Raw genomic sequence first — 17,732 nt, 5'->3', positions numbered from 1 at the left:
AGTAAGATGGGACTGTTAAAAGCAAATTTGCATTTCTTTTTCCTTTGCGATAATACAATGAAAAGTACCAAGAATATGTATATAACTACTGAATATGGACTGATAATAATATAAAAGAAATTATTAACACACCATAATATCAAGCACAGTATTAACGTGTATATAAGCTTGCTCATATTACAAACCGATCGTAGACTTTATGCAAGGATTTTTCTATTTGGCCCATAGTCCACGGTCTTTCTTTTCCAAGATTTTGGAAAGTTGTATCTTCCCAAATATTGCTTGTATGATATATACAATGGTTGGCAACAGGATTATTCCGTTTATTCCCCAATGCTTACTTGCATATACCATGGTAGACCAAGAAGAAATTGCGAATATAACGTATATTATTGTTTGTATTCTGATTTTCCCTATTCCATTGATGAGATACATATAGATTGTTCCAATACTTTGCGAAGAAATGAACAAGCAAACAGATACAGATATCAAGAAGGGGACGTGTACGGATTTGCCTATCCAGATATGATACACGAAAGGGGATATGGCAAGTAGAATAAATTCTGCAAGGATACTGATAAGCCAAACCCTTTCCAGTTTCTTTACCGCAGATCTCATCCATTTGTAGTCTTGTTTGGTAAATGCATCTGTAAAAGCAGACCAAAAAGGGGTTATGACTATAATAATCAACATATATAGAATATTGAAATATCGCGACGCAATGTTATATTGGGTTACACCAATAGGACCGATCTCTTTGGCTATCACGATATTTATAATCTGGAAAATTGCTATTAAGCAGATGTAGATGAGAAAAAATTGAATTCCTAAACTTAAAATGTCTTTAATAAGGGAAAATCTTATCAAAGAAAGTCTTGGACGAATATTATGGTATCGAGAATACTTAAAAGCAAGAATAGAGGTTATCAGCATTAGTATACAAGGAACTCCCGAATAGAATAAGGCAAGGTTCAGTAGGCTTCCGGAAGAAACCTTGGTCAATATAAAGATTACCAAGAGAGATAAAAGTTGTCCTCCTCCCTGTATCATCGAGTTTAAGCCAGGCTTTTGATCAGCTATCAGCATGGTTCCAAAAATATTCGTAACCATATTCAAGCAAAAGAAAAAACACAAAATAGAGAATATTGAATGAAGTTCTTTCTGATAAACTTGACTGATTCTTAGGAAGGATGCCCAGTTCACAAAATTATTTAGTACAAGTACAACAAAGAATACACATACTAAAATAGCGGTTATACAAAAGTAAGTTGTGCTTAAATATTTTGTTGCAAGTAAATCGTCGCCATCAGCTCTTGCTTTTGTGAACCTATTTCGGAAGCCATTCCCCAGACCAAGGTCAAAATAACTTATCCACCCTATGACCGACGACAAAGTAAGCCATACACCATATTGAGTCGGATTGACATAATTGATAGTAAGTGGGATTATAAGTAAAGAACTTAAAATACTGATGGCTTTTGCCGCAAAAGAGAGGAGAATATTCTTTAAAGCCTCCTTCGACCTTGAAGACTTGTCATTTAGTATTTCCTTAAACTTTAATGGTATCTGCTCAGAATCTTTTATTTTAAACATAAATAAGCTTTACTTTATTCTTCGTTTTTTACTCTACCCACAAAAAATGAAGAACGCCACCTTATTCCACAAAACTTTAAATCGGGTAATTGACATGATGAATATACAAATAAACTCTAAGAGCCTCAATTCTTTTGGAGATTAATTTACCCGTCATTTTACTTAGCATGAATGTCCTACCTTCACCTGTCTTTATTGTTGCAATGCCCTGTGTATGATTTGAACAACTCTTCTGGCTTTCTTCTCCTGTGTCATACCAATTCCCCCTGTTTTCCCACGAGGCGCAAGGCCTTGGGTGGAATATACGTAGTGCATACGGCAGCGACGTTTTCAATCAATACTACCACACACTTATCTTTGAAAGGACGGGCATAATAGCCTTGGACGCCGGCAAATGGGCCTGACACGATTTCGACGAGATCGCCTTTCTTGATGTCGGCTTGCTTGTCGTAACCAACGAATTTGCAGTGTTGATTTTGACAGACGGTGATAAAGTCTTCCATCAATCGGTCGCTGATAACAATCGGTTGGTGATGACTCATCGTGTCCATACGAAACTTAAACGGCATGTCAAGCTGCTCAAGCGTTTGTTTCTCGGCTTTAAGCCGGTCATACGTGGACTTTACAAATAAATAGTTGGAGATGACGGGAACTGTTACCAGACGCTTCTTGCCTGCAATAATACGGTAGGTGTGTTGCATGGGAACGAAACACGCGATTCCTTTTGACTCAAAGTATTGCTTGATCTTTAGCTCTCTACGATAATTAGGAGAGAGCAGGAACCAATGTATCTCGTTGTTGGAAAATAGCACGAAGTATTTGTGTAATAGGTAATTCCGGGGTAAATCGATAGTTAACTCTATTCTTAACTTCCGATCTCACGGGTCGCCTCTTGGCAATGATCTCATCTTTCGCAGCCGCAGTATGCATTGAACGGTGATTCATTCTATAACTTACTTTTCAAAAGTATGACGATTTCATCGCTTACTTTCTGCAAAGGTAGTTAATATTCTGGAAATGGCAACCGTATATGTGATTAATTTGTTTAACTTTGCATACAAAACCTAATCATTATGAACTGTAAATTAATTATTTCAATGTTATTTGTTGCTTGTTTGGGAGGGGCTTGTCCGGCCTTATCGTATGCCCAGCAAGCGACCGCTAATGAAGTTATCGTTTTTAATAATGCCGAGAGTCCCATACCTTATCGTATTCCGGCTATTGCGCAGACCCGTCGGGGTACGCTCTTAGCCGCGTGCGACTACCGTGTCAGCAAGACAGATATTGGCTGGGGTAATCAGAATGGCTTGTTTCAAGTTAATGTTGTGATGCGCTCCAGCGATGATCATGGACTTACTTGGTCGGACACGGTATGCGTGGCCAGGGGCAATGAGCATGCTGTCGAGCGGCGTCGCATCGCTTATGGCGATCCGAGCTTAGTGGCCGACCGCACGTCAGACGAGGTGTTGCTACATTGTGTGGCAGGCAATGTCGGCTATCAGCGTGCCACTCGTCGTGATCCGCAGCACGCTGTGTTTTTCCGCAGTATGGATGGTGGCAAGACATGGGACGATGGTACCGATCTGACAGAGATGATCTATGGTTTCTACGATGGTAAACTGCCTGGTAGTGGACAGGCCGATGGCATATTTCTCACGTCGGGGCGTATCATGCAAAGTCGCTATGTTAAAGTGGGAAAATACTACCGCCTCTACATTGCTCACCCGTTGCGGCAGCAGGGTAGGGATCGTATCGGCACGTATGTTATCTATTCCGACGACTTTGGTCGTTCGTGGCAGGTGTTGGGCGGAGCAACGATGGTGGCTCCTTCAACGGCCCAAGACGAGTCGAAAGTAGAAGAACTGCCTAATGGTGATGTACTGTTGAGTTGTCGTGAACTCACGGGCGGCCGCAAATTCAATGTCTTCAGTTATACGAATGCTCGCAAAGCGATTGGGCGCTGGGGACAGGAAGTCATGCCTGATAATATGACGGCGCATGAGGTGAATGCTTGTAATGGTGAGATTCTAATGTTGCAGGTCCGGAAAGTAGCTACGGGAAAGCGGGTATGGCTGGCCTTGCAGTCAGTACCTCTCAGTGCCAATCGTGACAGCGTAGGTTTCTTTTATAAAGAGGTTCCAAGTGGCAAACGCATGTCCGACACGCAGACTTGGAAACACGGTTGGCAAAGAGGCCTTCGTCTTACTGATCGGTCCTCGTGTTATTCTACGATGGTCAGAATGGATAATGGGCGTCTCGCCTTCCTTTATGAGCGCGATGGCCGGAACGGTGGTTACGATATCGTCTACCGAAGTCTATCAGTAAGTGAAATAACAGGAGGAAAGTATGAATGAACGCAAAATGCGTAATGCTTATTTCACATTCAACGTCATGACAAACGGATTCTGACGCGTGAAGGCGTGCCACGTTTCACGGCCTTCCCCGTTGGGATTTCCGTTCTTGCAAAAGTTAGTCCAGTAGTCCATTATTTCGTCTGCTAGCCGATAGTCGGCACTCGTGAAGGGGCGCCAGCAACGGTTGAGCGTGTGGAACATGTACCAAAGTTCGGCCGAGTGGAAGGCTCCATCGGTCGAGCCGGGTAGCTTTCGGGCAAAAAGATACTGGTAGATGTTATGGGTATGAATGGAGTCTCGAGCATAGCAGAAGGCGTCTACGGCCTTGTTCATTGGTACGATGTCGTCTACGGTACACCCTATCATGTAGTCGATGTCGGCCACATGGCCTTGTTTCACAGCCGAGTCGAAGTTTTCGGGCAGTGCCACGCCATCGGTATGCGGCGATGCCACACCCCAGGCCGCTATTTTTAGCAGTTCTTCGGGACGGGCGGCACGCAGCTGTCCGATAGTGGTGTAGCCGTGTTTCTCCATGAGCAGCCGTCCACGTTCGTCCACAATCTTATTGTCTCCGTCAGGCTCGATGAATTTGCCCATTCCCCCGCCGCTCTGAATAATGCAACGGCGAATCAGTCGGCGCGACATAGGCGAAATGACCAGATTCTTTACGCTGGCGGCACCTGCGCTTTGTCCCATCACCGTAATGTTGTCGGGGTCGCCGCCAAACTGAGCAATGTTATCGTGCACCCACCGTAGAGCCATGATTTGGTCGTATGTGCCGTAATTGCCCGAAGTTCCGTCAGCGCTTTCGGCCGAAAGTGCCGGATGGGCCAAGAACCCTAAGAGTCCCAGTCGGTAGTTGATTGTGACGAGAATGACACCCCGCATGGCCCAGGCGTCGCCGTCCATCGTGATTTCGTGGCCGTAACCGTTGATGTAACCTCCTCCGTGCACCCAAAAGGCTACGGGCAATTTGGCGTCCGGCTTCCCGGCTGTGGCTGCTGGTGCCCATACGTTGAGATAGAGGCAATCCTCACTCATGGGGTCCTGTCCGTTTTGATAAAACTCTTTCCAGTAAAATGAACCGTGTTGCTGGCCGCTCTGCCACGAGATATTGCCAAAATGGTCGGCAATCTTTATTCCTTTCCAGGGTTTGACCGGTTGCGGCCGGCGCCAGCGAAGTACGCCCACGGGGGGCGTAGCATAGGGAATGCCCTTGTACACATTGATTCCCGGTGCGGCCGAAGCCACTCCTTGAAGTTTTCCACCGGTTACGCTCAACACCGGATTTTGGGCCTGCATGGAGGCCGTCGCGAAAAGAAAGAGCGTCATGAGCAAATGCGATATTTTCACCATTCTGAATTTTATTTGGATGCGGTTTGGATAGATTTTCATATTGTTAGAAATGGGCCGCTCCCTCCAGGAGAGATAAAGGCCGCGGCCCGTTGACACAATGAAGCCGTAAAGACAATTATAGTCTGACGCAGCTCAATAACCCTTGTTTTGCTTCATGTTCTTGTTGAGTTTAATCTCTTGGTCGGGGATGGGCAGCATTTCGTTCTTGTCACTCTTGAAACCGGCGTCGGGATTGGCATATTCTACTATTTTTCGGCCGTTGAAGCCCGGCATTTCCTTACCCTTACCGTTTAATCTGCCTGCCGCGTCGCCCCAGCGCACGAGGTCCATCCACCGTGTTCCCAGCCCCCAGAGTTCCAATCGCTTTTCGGTTTTTATGTCATCCATGGTCAAGTCGGTCTTTACCGGCAGCTTGGCACGTTGACGAATAGCATTGAGTGCTTTTAGGGCCTCGGGTTTGTCGCCCGCTTGCAGGTTGGCCTCGGCGGCCAGCAGCAAAACTTCGGCATACGACATCCACAAACGGTTGACCGTGGGGAAGAGCCCAAAGATAATGAAGTCTGTGTTGAGCATACGCTGCTTCCAGTTGAAATAGCCCTCGTTGCCGTGCAGCGTCTTACCCAATGCCAGGGTGATGCCCATGTCCGCGATTTGCCTTACGGTCTTGATCGACTGATTCAAGCGGTAGCCGTCTGTTCCTTCCTCCTTGACAAAAGCGTTGTAGAGGTCTTCCGTAGGATTGAAAAATCCGTAAGAGGAATTAGAGACATTGGTTATTTGCGAATCGGTAGCGTTCCAATTGAAGAACTCACCGCGGAAACCGCGATAGATGTAATAGAGCGATAGTATCTGTGTGTAGTTTGCGTAGTCGGCTACGGCATTCCATTCCAACACATGTTCGGCGTCGAAGTCGGCACCAGCATGCAGTAAGTTTTCATAAGGCATGGTGGTGTTGAGGCGATAGAGTCCGGAGTTGATCACCTCGTTGAGGTTTTGTGCCGCTTCCGTGTAGTTCTCCGCGAACACCAGAACCTTGCCCAAGAAAGCTTGCGCAGCTTCTTTCGAAATGCGCGCCAGCTTGGTGTCGAGAGCCGTTTTTCGACTTAAGGATTCGGAACCGATGGCAGCTTTCAAGTCGGCGGCCGCCTGTGTGTAGAGTTGCTCACGCGTACTGTTGGTTTTGGCATATTCCGAAGGTTCGAGCAGGTGGTCGACTACGGGCGCTGTTCCGAAGTAAGCACCGAGATAGAAATGCGCCAGACCACGGAAGAAATAGGCTTCGGCCTGGTCGCGTTTCTTCACGGGCGTATCGTAACGCTCGAATTTTTGCAACATGAGGTTGGCATGGTAAATCATGGTGTAGAGCCCTTCGTAGGTCTGCTGGATCAGTTCATTGGTACTGCCGAAAGTATAGTCGCCGATCGTTTCACGTTGGGCGTTGTCATTGCGGTTGCCACCGCCGCACCATACGTCGTCGGAAAGCAGGTCGTCGATAGCCTTTATGGGCTCGAAGATGGTTCCCAGGTCGGTGTAGCAGGCGGTGATGGCCTGCTCGGCGTCGTTGTCCGTCTTGTAGAAGTCGTCTGTCGATCCGAGGTTGCCCAGCTTTTCTATATTGAGATCGTCACTGCATGCCGAGAAAGTGAGACAAGTGAGCAGTGCGAGGGCACAAACAAATATCTTTTTCATTGTCGTATGTCTTTTAGAATGTTAGGTTTACGCCAAGAACTACTTTCTTGGACACAGGGTAAGTGCAAACGTCTACGCCCTGCCCCGGGCCTGTACCGGCTGAACTTGCTTCAGGGTCGAAGCCCGAATACTTGGTAAAGGTAAAGAAGTCTTCCAACGAAACGTACAGGCGAAGGTTGTCTACGAAAGCCTTCTTGGTGAGATTCTTTGGTAAGGTGTAGCCCAGCTGAATTTGTTTGATCTTGAAATAAGAGCCGTCTTTGACCATGGCGCTGGAGAGGGTGTATTTCGAGATGTTGGCATTGGCGGCCGGCCGTGTCGCTGTTGTGTTTGTCGGAGTCCAGCGGTCGTCATACCATTCGCTCTTGATGCGGTTTCCGCTGGTGCGATCGGAGGAGAACAAGCTCTGGTAAATGTCGTTGCCGGCTACGCCCGAGCCGAAGATAATCGCGTCGAAACCTTTCCATGAAGCGTCGAGCGTAATACCGTAGGTGACGGTAGGGATGGCCGAACCGATATTGGTACGGTCTTCTGTCGTAATCTGGCCGTCGTTAGTAAGGTCTTCAAACATAGGCTCGCCGTTGGCAGGATCGACACCCTTGAATTTATAACCGTAGAAATGCCATACCTCGGAGCCTTCCTCAAAGATTGTCAACGGGTCGTTCAGACGAGTATAACCGGAGATATAGTCGATTCCCTTGCTCAGATAAGTCACCTTATTTTTCAGCGTAGAGAAATTGCCGCGCACTCCATACCTGAGCTTACCTACATGATCGCGCCATCCAAGTTCTACTTCAAGTCCTTTGTTGGATACGGCCCCCGCGTTCATTGGCGAGAAAGTTCCTCCCGCAATCAATGAAGGCTTGAGACCGGTGACAAGCAAATCGTCGGTCTTCTTGGAGTACCAGTCTACGGTGAGAGACAGACGTCCCTTGAAGAAGCGGGCGTCCAGACCCAGGTCGAACTGCGTCGAAGTTTCCCAGGTGAGTTTATCGTTACCCATGGAGGTGGGAACGGAGCCGGTAACGTACTGCGGATTGGTGTCATCTCCGAAGGCATACTTGTTGCCGCCGGCCATTGTCGTGGCGTAAAGATAATTATTCAGAGCGCCGATGGAGCCGTTCTTGCCCCAGCTGACGCGTATTTTCAGATACTCGAACCACGCCGGTATACGCTTCCAGAAGTTTTCCTGCGAGGCCACCCAGGCCAAGGAGGTTGCCGGAAAATATCCCCAGCGGTTGGTCATGGGAAGTTTGGAGAGGTCGAAAGCGTCGGCACGGAGCGAGAACTGGAAGAGGTATTTGTTGTCGTAGCCATAGGTAACGCGGCCGAAATACGACTCGCTTGTATTGACGGCGCGTACGCCGCCGTTGGTCCTTTGGGCTGAGGCGCTGGCAAAATCGAGCCATCCGAAGAGTGAGGGATCGTCTTTCATCAAAACTCCCTCTCCGCTGTTCTTGTCAGCCTGTAGGCCACCGGTAGTAAAGGTCGACGTGTTTCGGGTGAAGGAGTGACCGACCATAGCGGTGATGTCGTGCCTACGGTCGATGTTAAGCACATAATTCAAGTAGTTGTCCCACTGATAATCGGTGCCGTCGCGGTTGGTCTGCGAGAAGCTGGACTGTAAGGCGTAACGCTGCGCGCTGGCGTAATAAGGATAACTGTACTGCGTGCTGTTACCGGAACTGAGAAAGTAGCCGAACTTACTTGTAAAGACGAGTCCTTTCACGGGTGTGAATTCCAAGGCGAAGTTGCCGTTCACGCGGTTAAAACGGCGGTTTTGGACATTCGAGGCATTATAAGCCAACGGATTGGAGAAGGTGTAGAAGTTGGATACGGAGTAGTAGTTGCCTTTTCCGTCGCGCATGATGTTTTTGCCACTGTCAATCAATGCCTTCATGCTTGAAGGAAGATTGTCAGGCGAATACGAAACGGGGGTGAGCGGATCCATAAGGAAAGCGTCGTTTAATGCCTCTGAGACGACACCGCGCATCTTGCTTTTGCTGAGGTTGGCGTTACCCATTATTTTCAGCCAAGGCTTGATTTTATAGTCTACTTTTATCTGTCCGTTCAAGCGAGAGAACGTGTCGGAATTACCTTTCAGCATGCCGTCGTTGGTTAGATAACCGGCTGAGACATATATGGAGCCGCGATCGCCGGCATTCGAAAAAGAGAGATTGTGTTTCAGCATCGTCGTAGGCTCATACACTTCACCGAGCCAGTCTGTATTGGTCTTGCCGTCCCAAAACGCGTCTACCGTCGCTTGAGAGAAACTTCCCGCTTCAACCATAAATTCGGCATACTCTCTGGCATTCATCATTTTGGGCTTGTGAGCCAGCGAGTTGCTGGAATATTGAAAGTCATAGCTGACGTGTCCCCAATTGTCGCTACTCCTTATGCCGCTCTTGGTCGTTATCAAAACGACACCATTACCGGCCTGGGCACCGTAAATGGCCGCACTGGCCGCGTCTTTGAGTACTTCCATGGAAGCGATGTCGTTGATGTCGATGCTGCTGATATCACCCATGATGATGCCGTCCACCACATATAGAGGTGACATGTCTGAATTGGACGAATAACCGCGGACACGAATTGAGGGAACAGAACCGGGCATTCCCGAAGTCGTTACGACCTGAACGCCGGAAGTCTTGCCTTGCAGCGCCTCTTCGGCACTGGTCAGCGTGCGGTTGGCTACATCCTCATCTTTTACTTTTGAGATAGCTCCCGTTACGTTGCTTTTCTTTTGTACGCCGTAACCGACCACGACAACGTCATCGAGCGTTTTGGCGTCTTCCGCCATTTTGACGTTCATAGTACCATTGTTGGCGGTCAACGCCTTCGTCAGAAAGCCGACATAAGAAAACTCAATGACGGCACCTTTGCGTGTGTTGAGTGTATAATTTCCGTCCAGGTCCGTGATAGTGCCGTTGTTCGTCCCCTTTTCGACGACACTGACGCCTATCATCGGCTCATTGTCTGTGTCGACAACTTTGCCCGTAACCTTAAAATTACCTTGGGCTAACATGCCGGTCGTGCTCATTATCAAGAATAGCAGCAGGGCCGGAAACCTACATTTTTTAGATTGTTCCATAAAAATAAGCGGATAGAAGTATTAATAAAATGGTATGTAAGATAATCAAAAGCATGGCTTACTTTGGCTTTTGCGGACACTGACGCGCAATCTTGATGAGTTTTGTATCGTGGTTGTAGCGCATCGCGCAGGTGTTGTCAAACAAAAGGGTTGCTCCCTTCGTGCCGGTATAGGGCTCCCAGGCGGGAAGATCATGTGCCGTGGGTTTCCCTGTCTTGGCAAAGTTGATCCAGGCCCGACTCATTTTCTTGGCCAAAGCCCGTGCCTGTAAGCCGTTGCCGGTCATTCCGGCTTGCAATGCCGTGTTATCGAACACGAACGGAATTTCCATGCAGTGAGTGGCACGCCAAATACCGTTCATGGCGGGCGACTGCCACGTAAAGAGATACATGTAGACTGGCGCTCCGTGTTGTGCCTCCTTCAGCCGTGCCTGTTCTATCGCCATCGGGCGGAATGTCAAATCGATATCCAGCAGATCGTTGGGTTTATAGCCGGGATAGGCTTCGCCAAATGCTTTTAGGTAATCGTCGGTGAGATTGCCGTAGCGTTGTCTCACCTGTTTCATGACGGCTTCTTCCGGTAAGTTGCGCAACGCCGGCACATAAGCGCTGGCACAGAATTCATTCAGTGTCGTTCCTATAATAATAGGTATGTCCTTGCTCTGTGCGGGAGCAGCGGGCGAGAACGGGTGCTGAGGCAGTATGTCGCCGTCAACGACAGGGCCCCAGCCGAAGATGAAGCCTTTCCATCCTCTTTTCAAGGCTTCGGCTTTCTCTTCCTTTATTGCCTCTTCTCCGGCGGCGAGAAGCCTTTCGTAGGGAATTTCGGCAATGCGGCCGATATTCGATGCGTTGAGTTCCAGTTTCTTTACCACGTCAATACCTATTCTACGCGAGTATTCCCGATCCATACACTTCAGTTGCGATCCGCTTTCAATGATGGCTTTGTGAAACAGTCCTTTGGCCGCAGGCATTGCCAGTAATGTCGAAACCTTACCGCCGCCGCCCGACTGTCCGAAGATAGTCACGTTGTCAGGGTCGCCTCCGAAGCTCCGGATATTATCTTTTATCCATCGTAGCGATTCGACGAGGTCAAGCAGCCCGGCGTTTCCCGACTTTCCGTACTTCTCACCGAACGCCGACAGGTCGAGAAAACCTAACACGTTGAGTCGATGATTGACCGTTACGACAACCACGTCGCCCTCCCGAGCGAGATTCGTACCGTCGTATGCGGGCAATTCCTGCCCCGAGCCGGCGGCAAAACCACCGCCATGCAGCCAAACCATGACGGGGCGCTTCTTGTGGTCGCCCAGTCCGCGTGTCCATATATTCAGCCGCAGACAGTCCTCTCCGGCATGTCCGTCGTTCCAGTTGAAAGCGAAGGCGGCCTCGTCACTTTGCCATCCTGTGCGTATAGCCTGCGGGCACGTGGGACCATAAGCCCTGCAACTGCGTATGCCCGTCCAGACATCAGGCGCCTCGGGTGCCATAAAGCGCCGAGCCTTGGCATAAGGAATGCCTTTGAATATGTTGACGCCTGCGGTCCGATAGCCTGCCAGTCTGCCTTGTTTCACGGTAGCGACAACGGTCGTTGAGTCGGCAACTACTTCTTCGTTCATGCAGTCGGCGGCGAACCGTCTTTCTTTTGCAAGGCGGTTGCAGGCACATAGACAGGGCAACACGGCCAGTGCCGCAAAAATAATTACTTTGGTTTTCATAAGAAGGAGATTGATGGTTTATTTCTTGTCGGCAAAGTTAGCGTGATTAAAGCTCCGGGGCTTGCACCCGCATTCTTTTCATTTTCGTTTTTATTCATCTTGACTTTCGCAGGTGTACAAAGATTTGTCGATTTGTTCAAAACATGCTCCGCGGCAAGCGATTTGTCTGAAATATGCTTACCTTTGACTTTATATAATCCATCATCAGCATGAAAATCTCTTCTCACAGCTTTCGCGATTCTCTGTTTTTCGTGTGTTTTTTAACTTTGTTGTATGCCTGTCGCAGCCAACACCAGCAAGACGACAGGAAAAAGAAACGCAATCCCCTGATAGCTGATAACATCTCCAACCACCATATCAACGCCTTTGCGGAAGATGGCAAAGGTCACGTCTGGATAGCAACTTTCCGTGGACTCAACAAGTTTGACGGTCATCAGTATCAGCAATATTTCTGCAACGACGACAGCATGGGGCTACCCGACAATCAGGTTCGCGACCTGTTGGTCGATCGTCAGAATCGGTTGTGGGTGGCTTGTCTCAACGGCGTATGTCGTCGTACCGACCAAGACAACTTCGTCCGGATACCTTTCGGAGGCGAGGCCGGCAACTGCAACAACCTGGCGCAGGACAGCCGTGGCCGCATTTTTATATGTAACTCGTGCGGCGTGATGGTTTTCAATGCTGAAAGGCAGTGTTTTGAGATGGTCATCGACGCCAATCGGGTGAAAGGCGCTTTCATGCGGCTTGTCATTGATAAGAACGACAACCTATGGGTGGCCGCCGAAAGCGGACTTTACGGCTTCGACGGCGACTTTCGCAACATTGCTTTCGAAAGGCTGTCGTTCTACAGTTCCGACTCCAACGTCCACTATCTCGACGACTCCGGCATCCTCTGGCTTTGTCTCCGCCAGGGAATCGCTCTCTACAACACTCGCGCCCGCCGTCTGGAGCAGTTGCCCTCTGTATTGCGGACCAACATTGACATCAGTCGTAGCCGTACGCTCTGCGTCTATCCCTACGACGTCGCCGGCATTCTGATATCGACCGGGGCGGGCAAGACGTATCTGTATCATAGGAGGAAAGACACGCTGATAGCTCCGGATAGCCCCGATTTTCCTGTCAAGGTAGGCCGGTTCTGGCCCACTTGTATGTTTCGCGACTCACGCGACAACCTTTGGATGGGGTCGACAGACGAAGGGTATATCGTCAACTACCGCGATCACAAACTCTTCAATAGCAACAGTCATCTGCACGACTACATCGGTCAGCAGCCCGTACTGTCCTTGGCCACCGACGGTCAGCGCCATCTGTGGGTGTTGGCCAAACACAGCGGACTCGTTCATTACGATATTCAGACCAAGAAAGCAAGTCCCGTGAACCTTCTTTCCCTGCACGATGACAGTCCCTACTTCCTTTTCGCCGACCGTCAGGACAATCTTTGGATTACCACCGGCAAGGGCGTCTTGAAGTGTAAGGTCAATGGTAGTTCGGTCAGTGTCGTCCGCGAATATCCAGGTGGGCTGCAGCTTGACATGACACAGGATGGTCACGGCGACGTGTGGAGCGTCGGTCTGGGCAATCGGGTTACGCGATACGACTCCGGCAGCGCAGCTTTCGACCGACTGACTGTCGGCACGGCCTTATTCTCGCCCGCCATTTTGACCCAGAGCGACGGCCGTGTGCTCGTGGCCGGTTTCATGGGCGACATCAAGGCTATCTGTCCGGACGATATGGCCGTAACCGATTTTCCCATTGACAGGGAGGATATGAAAAAGTGTATGCGCCGTCCGACATTCATTCCCACTGACTTGTATCAGGACATGGAAGGGCTTATCTGGATAGGTACCGACAGCAATGGTCTGCTCCGCTACAATCCTCGGACCCGCCAGCTCGACGCTATCGACGGTATATCCTGCTCGGACGTGGCCGCTATCATTGAGGATAACCAGGGCAATCTGTGGGTCAGTACCATGTACGGACTCAACAAATACGATCGTACCGTCAACAAAGTGACGCAGTTCTACGTCTCTGACGGTATTGGTGGCAATCAGTTCTACGACCGTGCGGCCTGCCGGCTGGCCGATGGGACGCTCGTCTTCGGCGGTACTCACGGTATTACCACCTTCAATCCCATCGACATCACTACCCGCCGCAACCTGCCTTTGGTGTTTGAGACGCTGAAGGTACACAATCGGCAAGTGCATGCCTACTCCGACGAGTGTATCGACAAGAGCATGGACAACAACCCCGAGATTCGTCTGAGCCACGATCAGAACAGTTTTTCCATATCCTACGCGGCCATCGACTACAGCGAATACGAGCGCGTACATTATTTCTACAAGCTCGAAGGCATAGACAGTTACTGGAACGACGCAGGCACCAGCCACGAGGCGTCCTACGCTAACCTGCCCGCCGGCCGTTATACGTTTCGTGTGAAGGTGGCCAACAACGACCGCGAAAAGCCCATTTCCGAGAATGCCATCGAAATCCATGTCGCTCCCATGCCGCTCAACTCGTGGTGGGCCTGGCTCGTCTATATTGTTCTGGCGGCCGTCATCCTGCGCTTCACGCTCCGAATACGCCGTCGCATCGAGGCCGACAAGCGGGCTGTGCGGCAGGAGAAGATGGAGAAGGAGCAGGAACAGCGAGTCAATAGGATGAACATGAGTTTCTTTGCCAATATCTCTCACGAGTTTCGTACACCGCTCACGATGATCGCGGGGCCCATTGACATGCTCGGCGAAAGTGCCGGTCTGAAGGACGACGACCGCCACCTGCTACTCATCGTCCGACACAGTATTCAGCGTATGCTGCGGCTGGTCAACCAGGTGATGGACTTCAGTAAGCTCGATCAGGATGCGCTGAAACTCAATGTGAGACGGATGGACGTCACGGCGCTGATGAACCGCATTTGCGACATCTTTCTCTTCAATGCTCATGAGAAAGGAATCAATATGCAGAAACATGGTCTTGACGACTGTCTGCTGACGTGGGTGGACGCCGACAAGCTCGATAAAATCGTGAGCAACCTACTCTCCAACGCCATGAAATTCACGCCCCAAGGCGGACAAATCGACGTGACACTCGATGTGGACGACGGTTTTGTGAAGATTGTCGTGGCCGATACGGGTAAGGGTATTCCCTCCGGAGAACTCGAAAACATCTTCCGGCGCTTCTATCAACTTGACAACCAAGCCACCGGCACACTCAACTGGGGTACCGGCATCGGACTCTATTATGCCCGAAAGCTGGCTCAGCTGCACCACGGCAGCCTGACGGCCGGCAATCGAGACGGCGGGCACGGTGCCGTCTTCACACTGTTGTTGCCCGTGGACGACCGGGCATATACCGAGGACGAGCGCAAGGTGCAGACCGAAGTGCAGGAGAAGCGCTATCCCATCGACGCTCGGCGGCCTGTTATTGTCGACGACGCGGGTGACGAAAAGGCGCAGATACTGGTGGTAGATGACGATACGGACGTGGTGAACTATCTGCAAACGCTATTGTCACCCCACTATCGCATTATCTATCGCTTCGACGCGGAGAGCGCGTTCAAGGCTTTGGGGGAGGAAAATCCCAGCCTCGTGCTGAGCGACGTGGTCATGCCGGGCATGGACGGCTACGAGTTTTGCCGACGGGTGAAGACCGATGCGCAGCTGTGCCACATTCCTGTGGTGCTCGTCACGGCCAAGACGACGGTCGAGGATCAGATAGAGGGGCTCGACACGGGAGCCGATGCCTATGTCACGAAGCCCTTCGAGCCCAAACTGCTGTTGGCACTTATCAAGTCGCAGCTGCAAAACCGAAAGAAAATACACGCCCTGCTCAACCGGTCGACACAGACCGGCACCGACGTCGAGGAGGCGCTGGCCCCGCAAGATCGGCGTTTCATGAAAGAGCTCTACGAAGTGATGGAGTCCGAACTCTCCAATTCGGATATCGATATCACCCGTGTCACGGAGATGATGCACATGTCGCGCACCAAGTTCTATTATAAGATGAAGGGGCTTACGGGCGAGAAACCGGCCGTTTTCTTCCGTACCTACAAGCTCAACCGTGCGGCGGAATTGCTGCGCGAGGGGACTTACAACATATCGGAAATATCCGACATGACGGGATTCAGCTCGCTTTCCTACTTTTCGACGGCCTTTAAGCGTCAATTTGGCGTGACGCCCAGCGAATATAAATAAGCGGCGGAAATTCAGAAAAATCTTTACAGCAAGTCGCTGATGGCTGCGTTATTTCAAAATGACCGGCGTTTGATTCGAAAAACGCCGATTATTTTCTTTTTTCATAAATTGCTGTCTATCAGTGACTTCTCATTTCCTATTTCCCATTTCTTCTTCTTTTTTGCCCCGATAACCCTGTATTTTGACCATTTTCGTCGTGTTTTCAGGGGCTCAAAGCAGCCTTTTGAGCGTGCAAAAGGATAGCTTTCGCCTTACAGAAGCACTGCTTTCACCGGCCGAGAGGCCCCCTTTCGGTCTTTCATTGTCTGAAAACAGGCTTATTGTCTTCTGGATGAAGGAGTTTGGAAGTGTTAAAAAACACTCTTGTTTCTTGACGCTTGTCGCATCTTTTCTAAAACATTTGAACAATATCGAAAGTGGTTTTGAACAAATGAAAAACAGAAAAGAATTCCTGTAAAAGGGCAAATGGGCGCAAAGCTATAACTTTGCGGTTGTTATCAAAACAATCTATTGACATGAGACGAATTGAATTTATCAGGTTTCTAACTTTTATTTTCTTAGCACAGGTCAGCCTGGCGTCATGGGCGCAGCAAGCGCTCACGTGGGGACAGAACCGGTTGGTGTCGCCGCAAGTGAATCAAGACAATACCGTTACCTTCCGACTGTTGGCTCCGGAGGCCCAAAAGGTGCAGGTGACAGGCGACTTCCTGCCGACACGGAAGACGCAGACACCGAATGGAGCGTACGACGCTCCGGGCGTGGCGGACATGACGAAGGACGCCAAAGGCGTATGGTCGTTCACTTCTACCGCGCTTTCGCCAGAGCTTTACACCTATAATATAATAGTGGATGGCGTGCAGGTAACTGATCCTCTGAACGTTTATTCTATCCGTGACATTACGAGCGTCTTCAACGTTTTCATGATTGACGGCGGCAAGGATGGTCTTTATCAGGTGAGCAAGGTACCCCATGGCACCGTTTCGAAGGTATGGTATGACAGTCCGACGGCCGGGCTGCTCCGTCGTTGCACGGTTTATACGCCCGCCGGTTATGAGACCGGAGCAGAGAAATACCCCGTACTTTATCTGCTGCATGGTATTGGCGGTGACGAAAACGCGTGGAGTGAACTGGGGCGGGCAGCTCAAATCATGGATAATCTGATAGCGCAAGGTAAGGCAAAGCCTATGATTGTGGTCATGACCAATGGCAATATCTCGCAGGAAGCATGCCCGGGTGAAACGTCGGAAGGCTTCAAGGTGCCCAGCATGATGTTGCCCAAGACGATGGACGGGCACTTCGAACAGGCTTTTCCCGACATCATCAAGTTTGTGGAAAATACCTATCGTGTGGAGAAAGACAAGGGCCACCGTGCCATTGCCGGTCTTTCCATGGGCGGTTTCCACTCCTTGTTCATCTCTATCAACAATCCTGACACCTTTGATTACGTAGGTCTATTCTCCGCAGCGGTCGACCGAGGACAGCAAGGCGGTATTCAATCCATCTACGAGGACCGCAATCGGAAAATAGATCGGCTGTTCGCCAAGCGCCCGAAACTGTTCTGGATAGGCATGGGAAAGACCGATTTCCTTTACAAGAGCAACAAGGATCTCCGTGATTACCTGGATTCCAAGGGCTATAAGTACACTTATTTGGAAACCGAAGGCGGTCATGTCTGGCGCAACTGGCGTATCTATCTAAGTGAATTTGTTCCTCAATTGTTTAAATAATCATACAAAAGTTAG

General features: G+C 49.9%; 10 protein-coding genes. 3 read left to right on the top strand and 7 right to left on the bottom strand.

Annotation, left to right across the window (positions count from 1 at the left end; genetic code table 11):
* Positions 1-213 precede the first annotated feature (213 nt).
* Positions 214-1,593 (bottom strand): lipopolysaccharide biosynthesis protein, encoded by a 1,380-nt coding sequence (locus JHU38_RS03625; RefSeq protein WP_232369824.1) that lies wholly within the window; start codon positions 1,591-1,593, stop codon positions 214-216.
* 251 nt (positions 1,594-1,844) lie between these two features.
* A complete protein-coding gene (locus JHU38_RS03620) occupies positions 1,845-2,405 on the bottom strand; it encodes a UpxY family transcription antiterminator (protein ID WP_158267261.1) in 561 nt (186 codons plus the stop codon).
* Between the two features lie 261 nt (positions 2,406-2,666).
* On the opposite strand from JHU38_RS03620, the gene JHU38_RS03615 reads away from it, so the two are divergent.
* On the top strand, positions 2,667-3,947 hold the full coding sequence (locus JHU38_RS03615) for a sialidase family protein (RefSeq protein WP_107581025.1): 1,281 nt from the start codon (positions 2,667-2,669) through the stop codon (positions 3,945-3,947).
* A gap of 18 nt (positions 3,948-3,965) precedes the next feature.
* On the opposite strand, the gene JHU38_RS03610 is transcribed toward JHU38_RS03615, so the two are convergent.
* From JHU38_RS03610 to JHU38_RS03590, 5 genes are all read right to left on the bottom strand, one after another.
* Positions 3,966-5,342 (bottom strand): carboxylesterase/lipase family protein, encoded by a 1,377-nt coding sequence (locus JHU38_RS03610; RefSeq protein ID WP_107581024.1) that lies wholly within the window; start codon positions 5,340-5,342, stop codon positions 3,966-3,968.
* 93 nt (positions 5,343-5,435) lie between these two features.
* The gene (locus JHU38_RS03605) at positions 5,436-6,992 is read right to left on the bottom strand and encodes a RagB/SusD family nutrient uptake outer membrane protein (protein WP_107581023.1); all 1,557 of its coding nucleotides are present in this window, start codon (positions 6,990-6,992) and stop codon (positions 5,436-5,438) included.
* Between the two features lie 13 nt (positions 6,993-7,005).
* The gene (locus JHU38_RS03600) at positions 7,006-10,083 is read right to left on the bottom strand and encodes a SusC/RagA family TonB-linked outer membrane protein (protein ID WP_107581022.1); all 3,078 of its coding nucleotides are present in this window, start codon (positions 10,081-10,083) and stop codon (positions 7,006-7,008) included.
* A gap of 58 nt (positions 10,084-10,141) precedes the next feature.
* The gene (locus tag JHU38_RS03595; protein ID WP_107581021.1) at positions 10,142-11,800 is read right to left on the bottom strand and encodes a carboxylesterase/lipase family protein; all 1,659 of its coding nucleotides are present in this window, start codon (positions 11,798-11,800) and stop codon (positions 10,142-10,144) included.
* Complete coding sequence (locus JHU38_RS03590) at positions 11,797-12,027, bottom strand: hypothetical protein (protein WP_146156970.1); 231 nt, start codon at positions 12,025-12,027, stop codon at positions 11,797-11,799. The genes JHU38_RS03595 and JHU38_RS03590 overlap by 4 nt, the downstream gene beginning before the upstream one ends.
* On the opposite strand from JHU38_RS03590, the gene JHU38_RS03585 reads away from it, so the two are divergent.
* Both JHU38_RS03585 and JHU38_RS03580 read left to right on the top strand, forming a co-directional pair.
* Positions 12,010-15,990: a two-component regulator propeller domain-containing protein gene (locus JHU38_RS03585; RefSeq protein WP_107581020.1), complete on the top strand. Its 3,981-nt coding sequence runs from the start codon at positions 12,010-12,012 to the stop codon at positions 15,988-15,990. The genes JHU38_RS03590 and JHU38_RS03585 overlap by 18 nt on opposite strands.
* A gap of 515 nt (positions 15,991-16,505) precedes the next feature.
* Entirely contained in the window at positions 16,506-17,717 is a 1,212-nt protein-coding gene (locus JHU38_RS03580; RefSeq protein ID WP_107581018.1) for an esterase, read from the top strand.
* Positions 17,718-17,732 lie beyond the last annotated feature (15 nt).

The organism is Prevotella illustrans (assembly GCF_017426725.1).
GTDB classification, from domain to species: Bacteria; Bacteroidota; Bacteroidia; order Bacteroidales; family Bacteroidaceae; genus Prevotella; species Prevotella illustrans.
The sequence above is the reverse complement of the archived record's forward strand: the minus strand, read 5'-3'. Positions and strand labels throughout refer to the sequence as shown.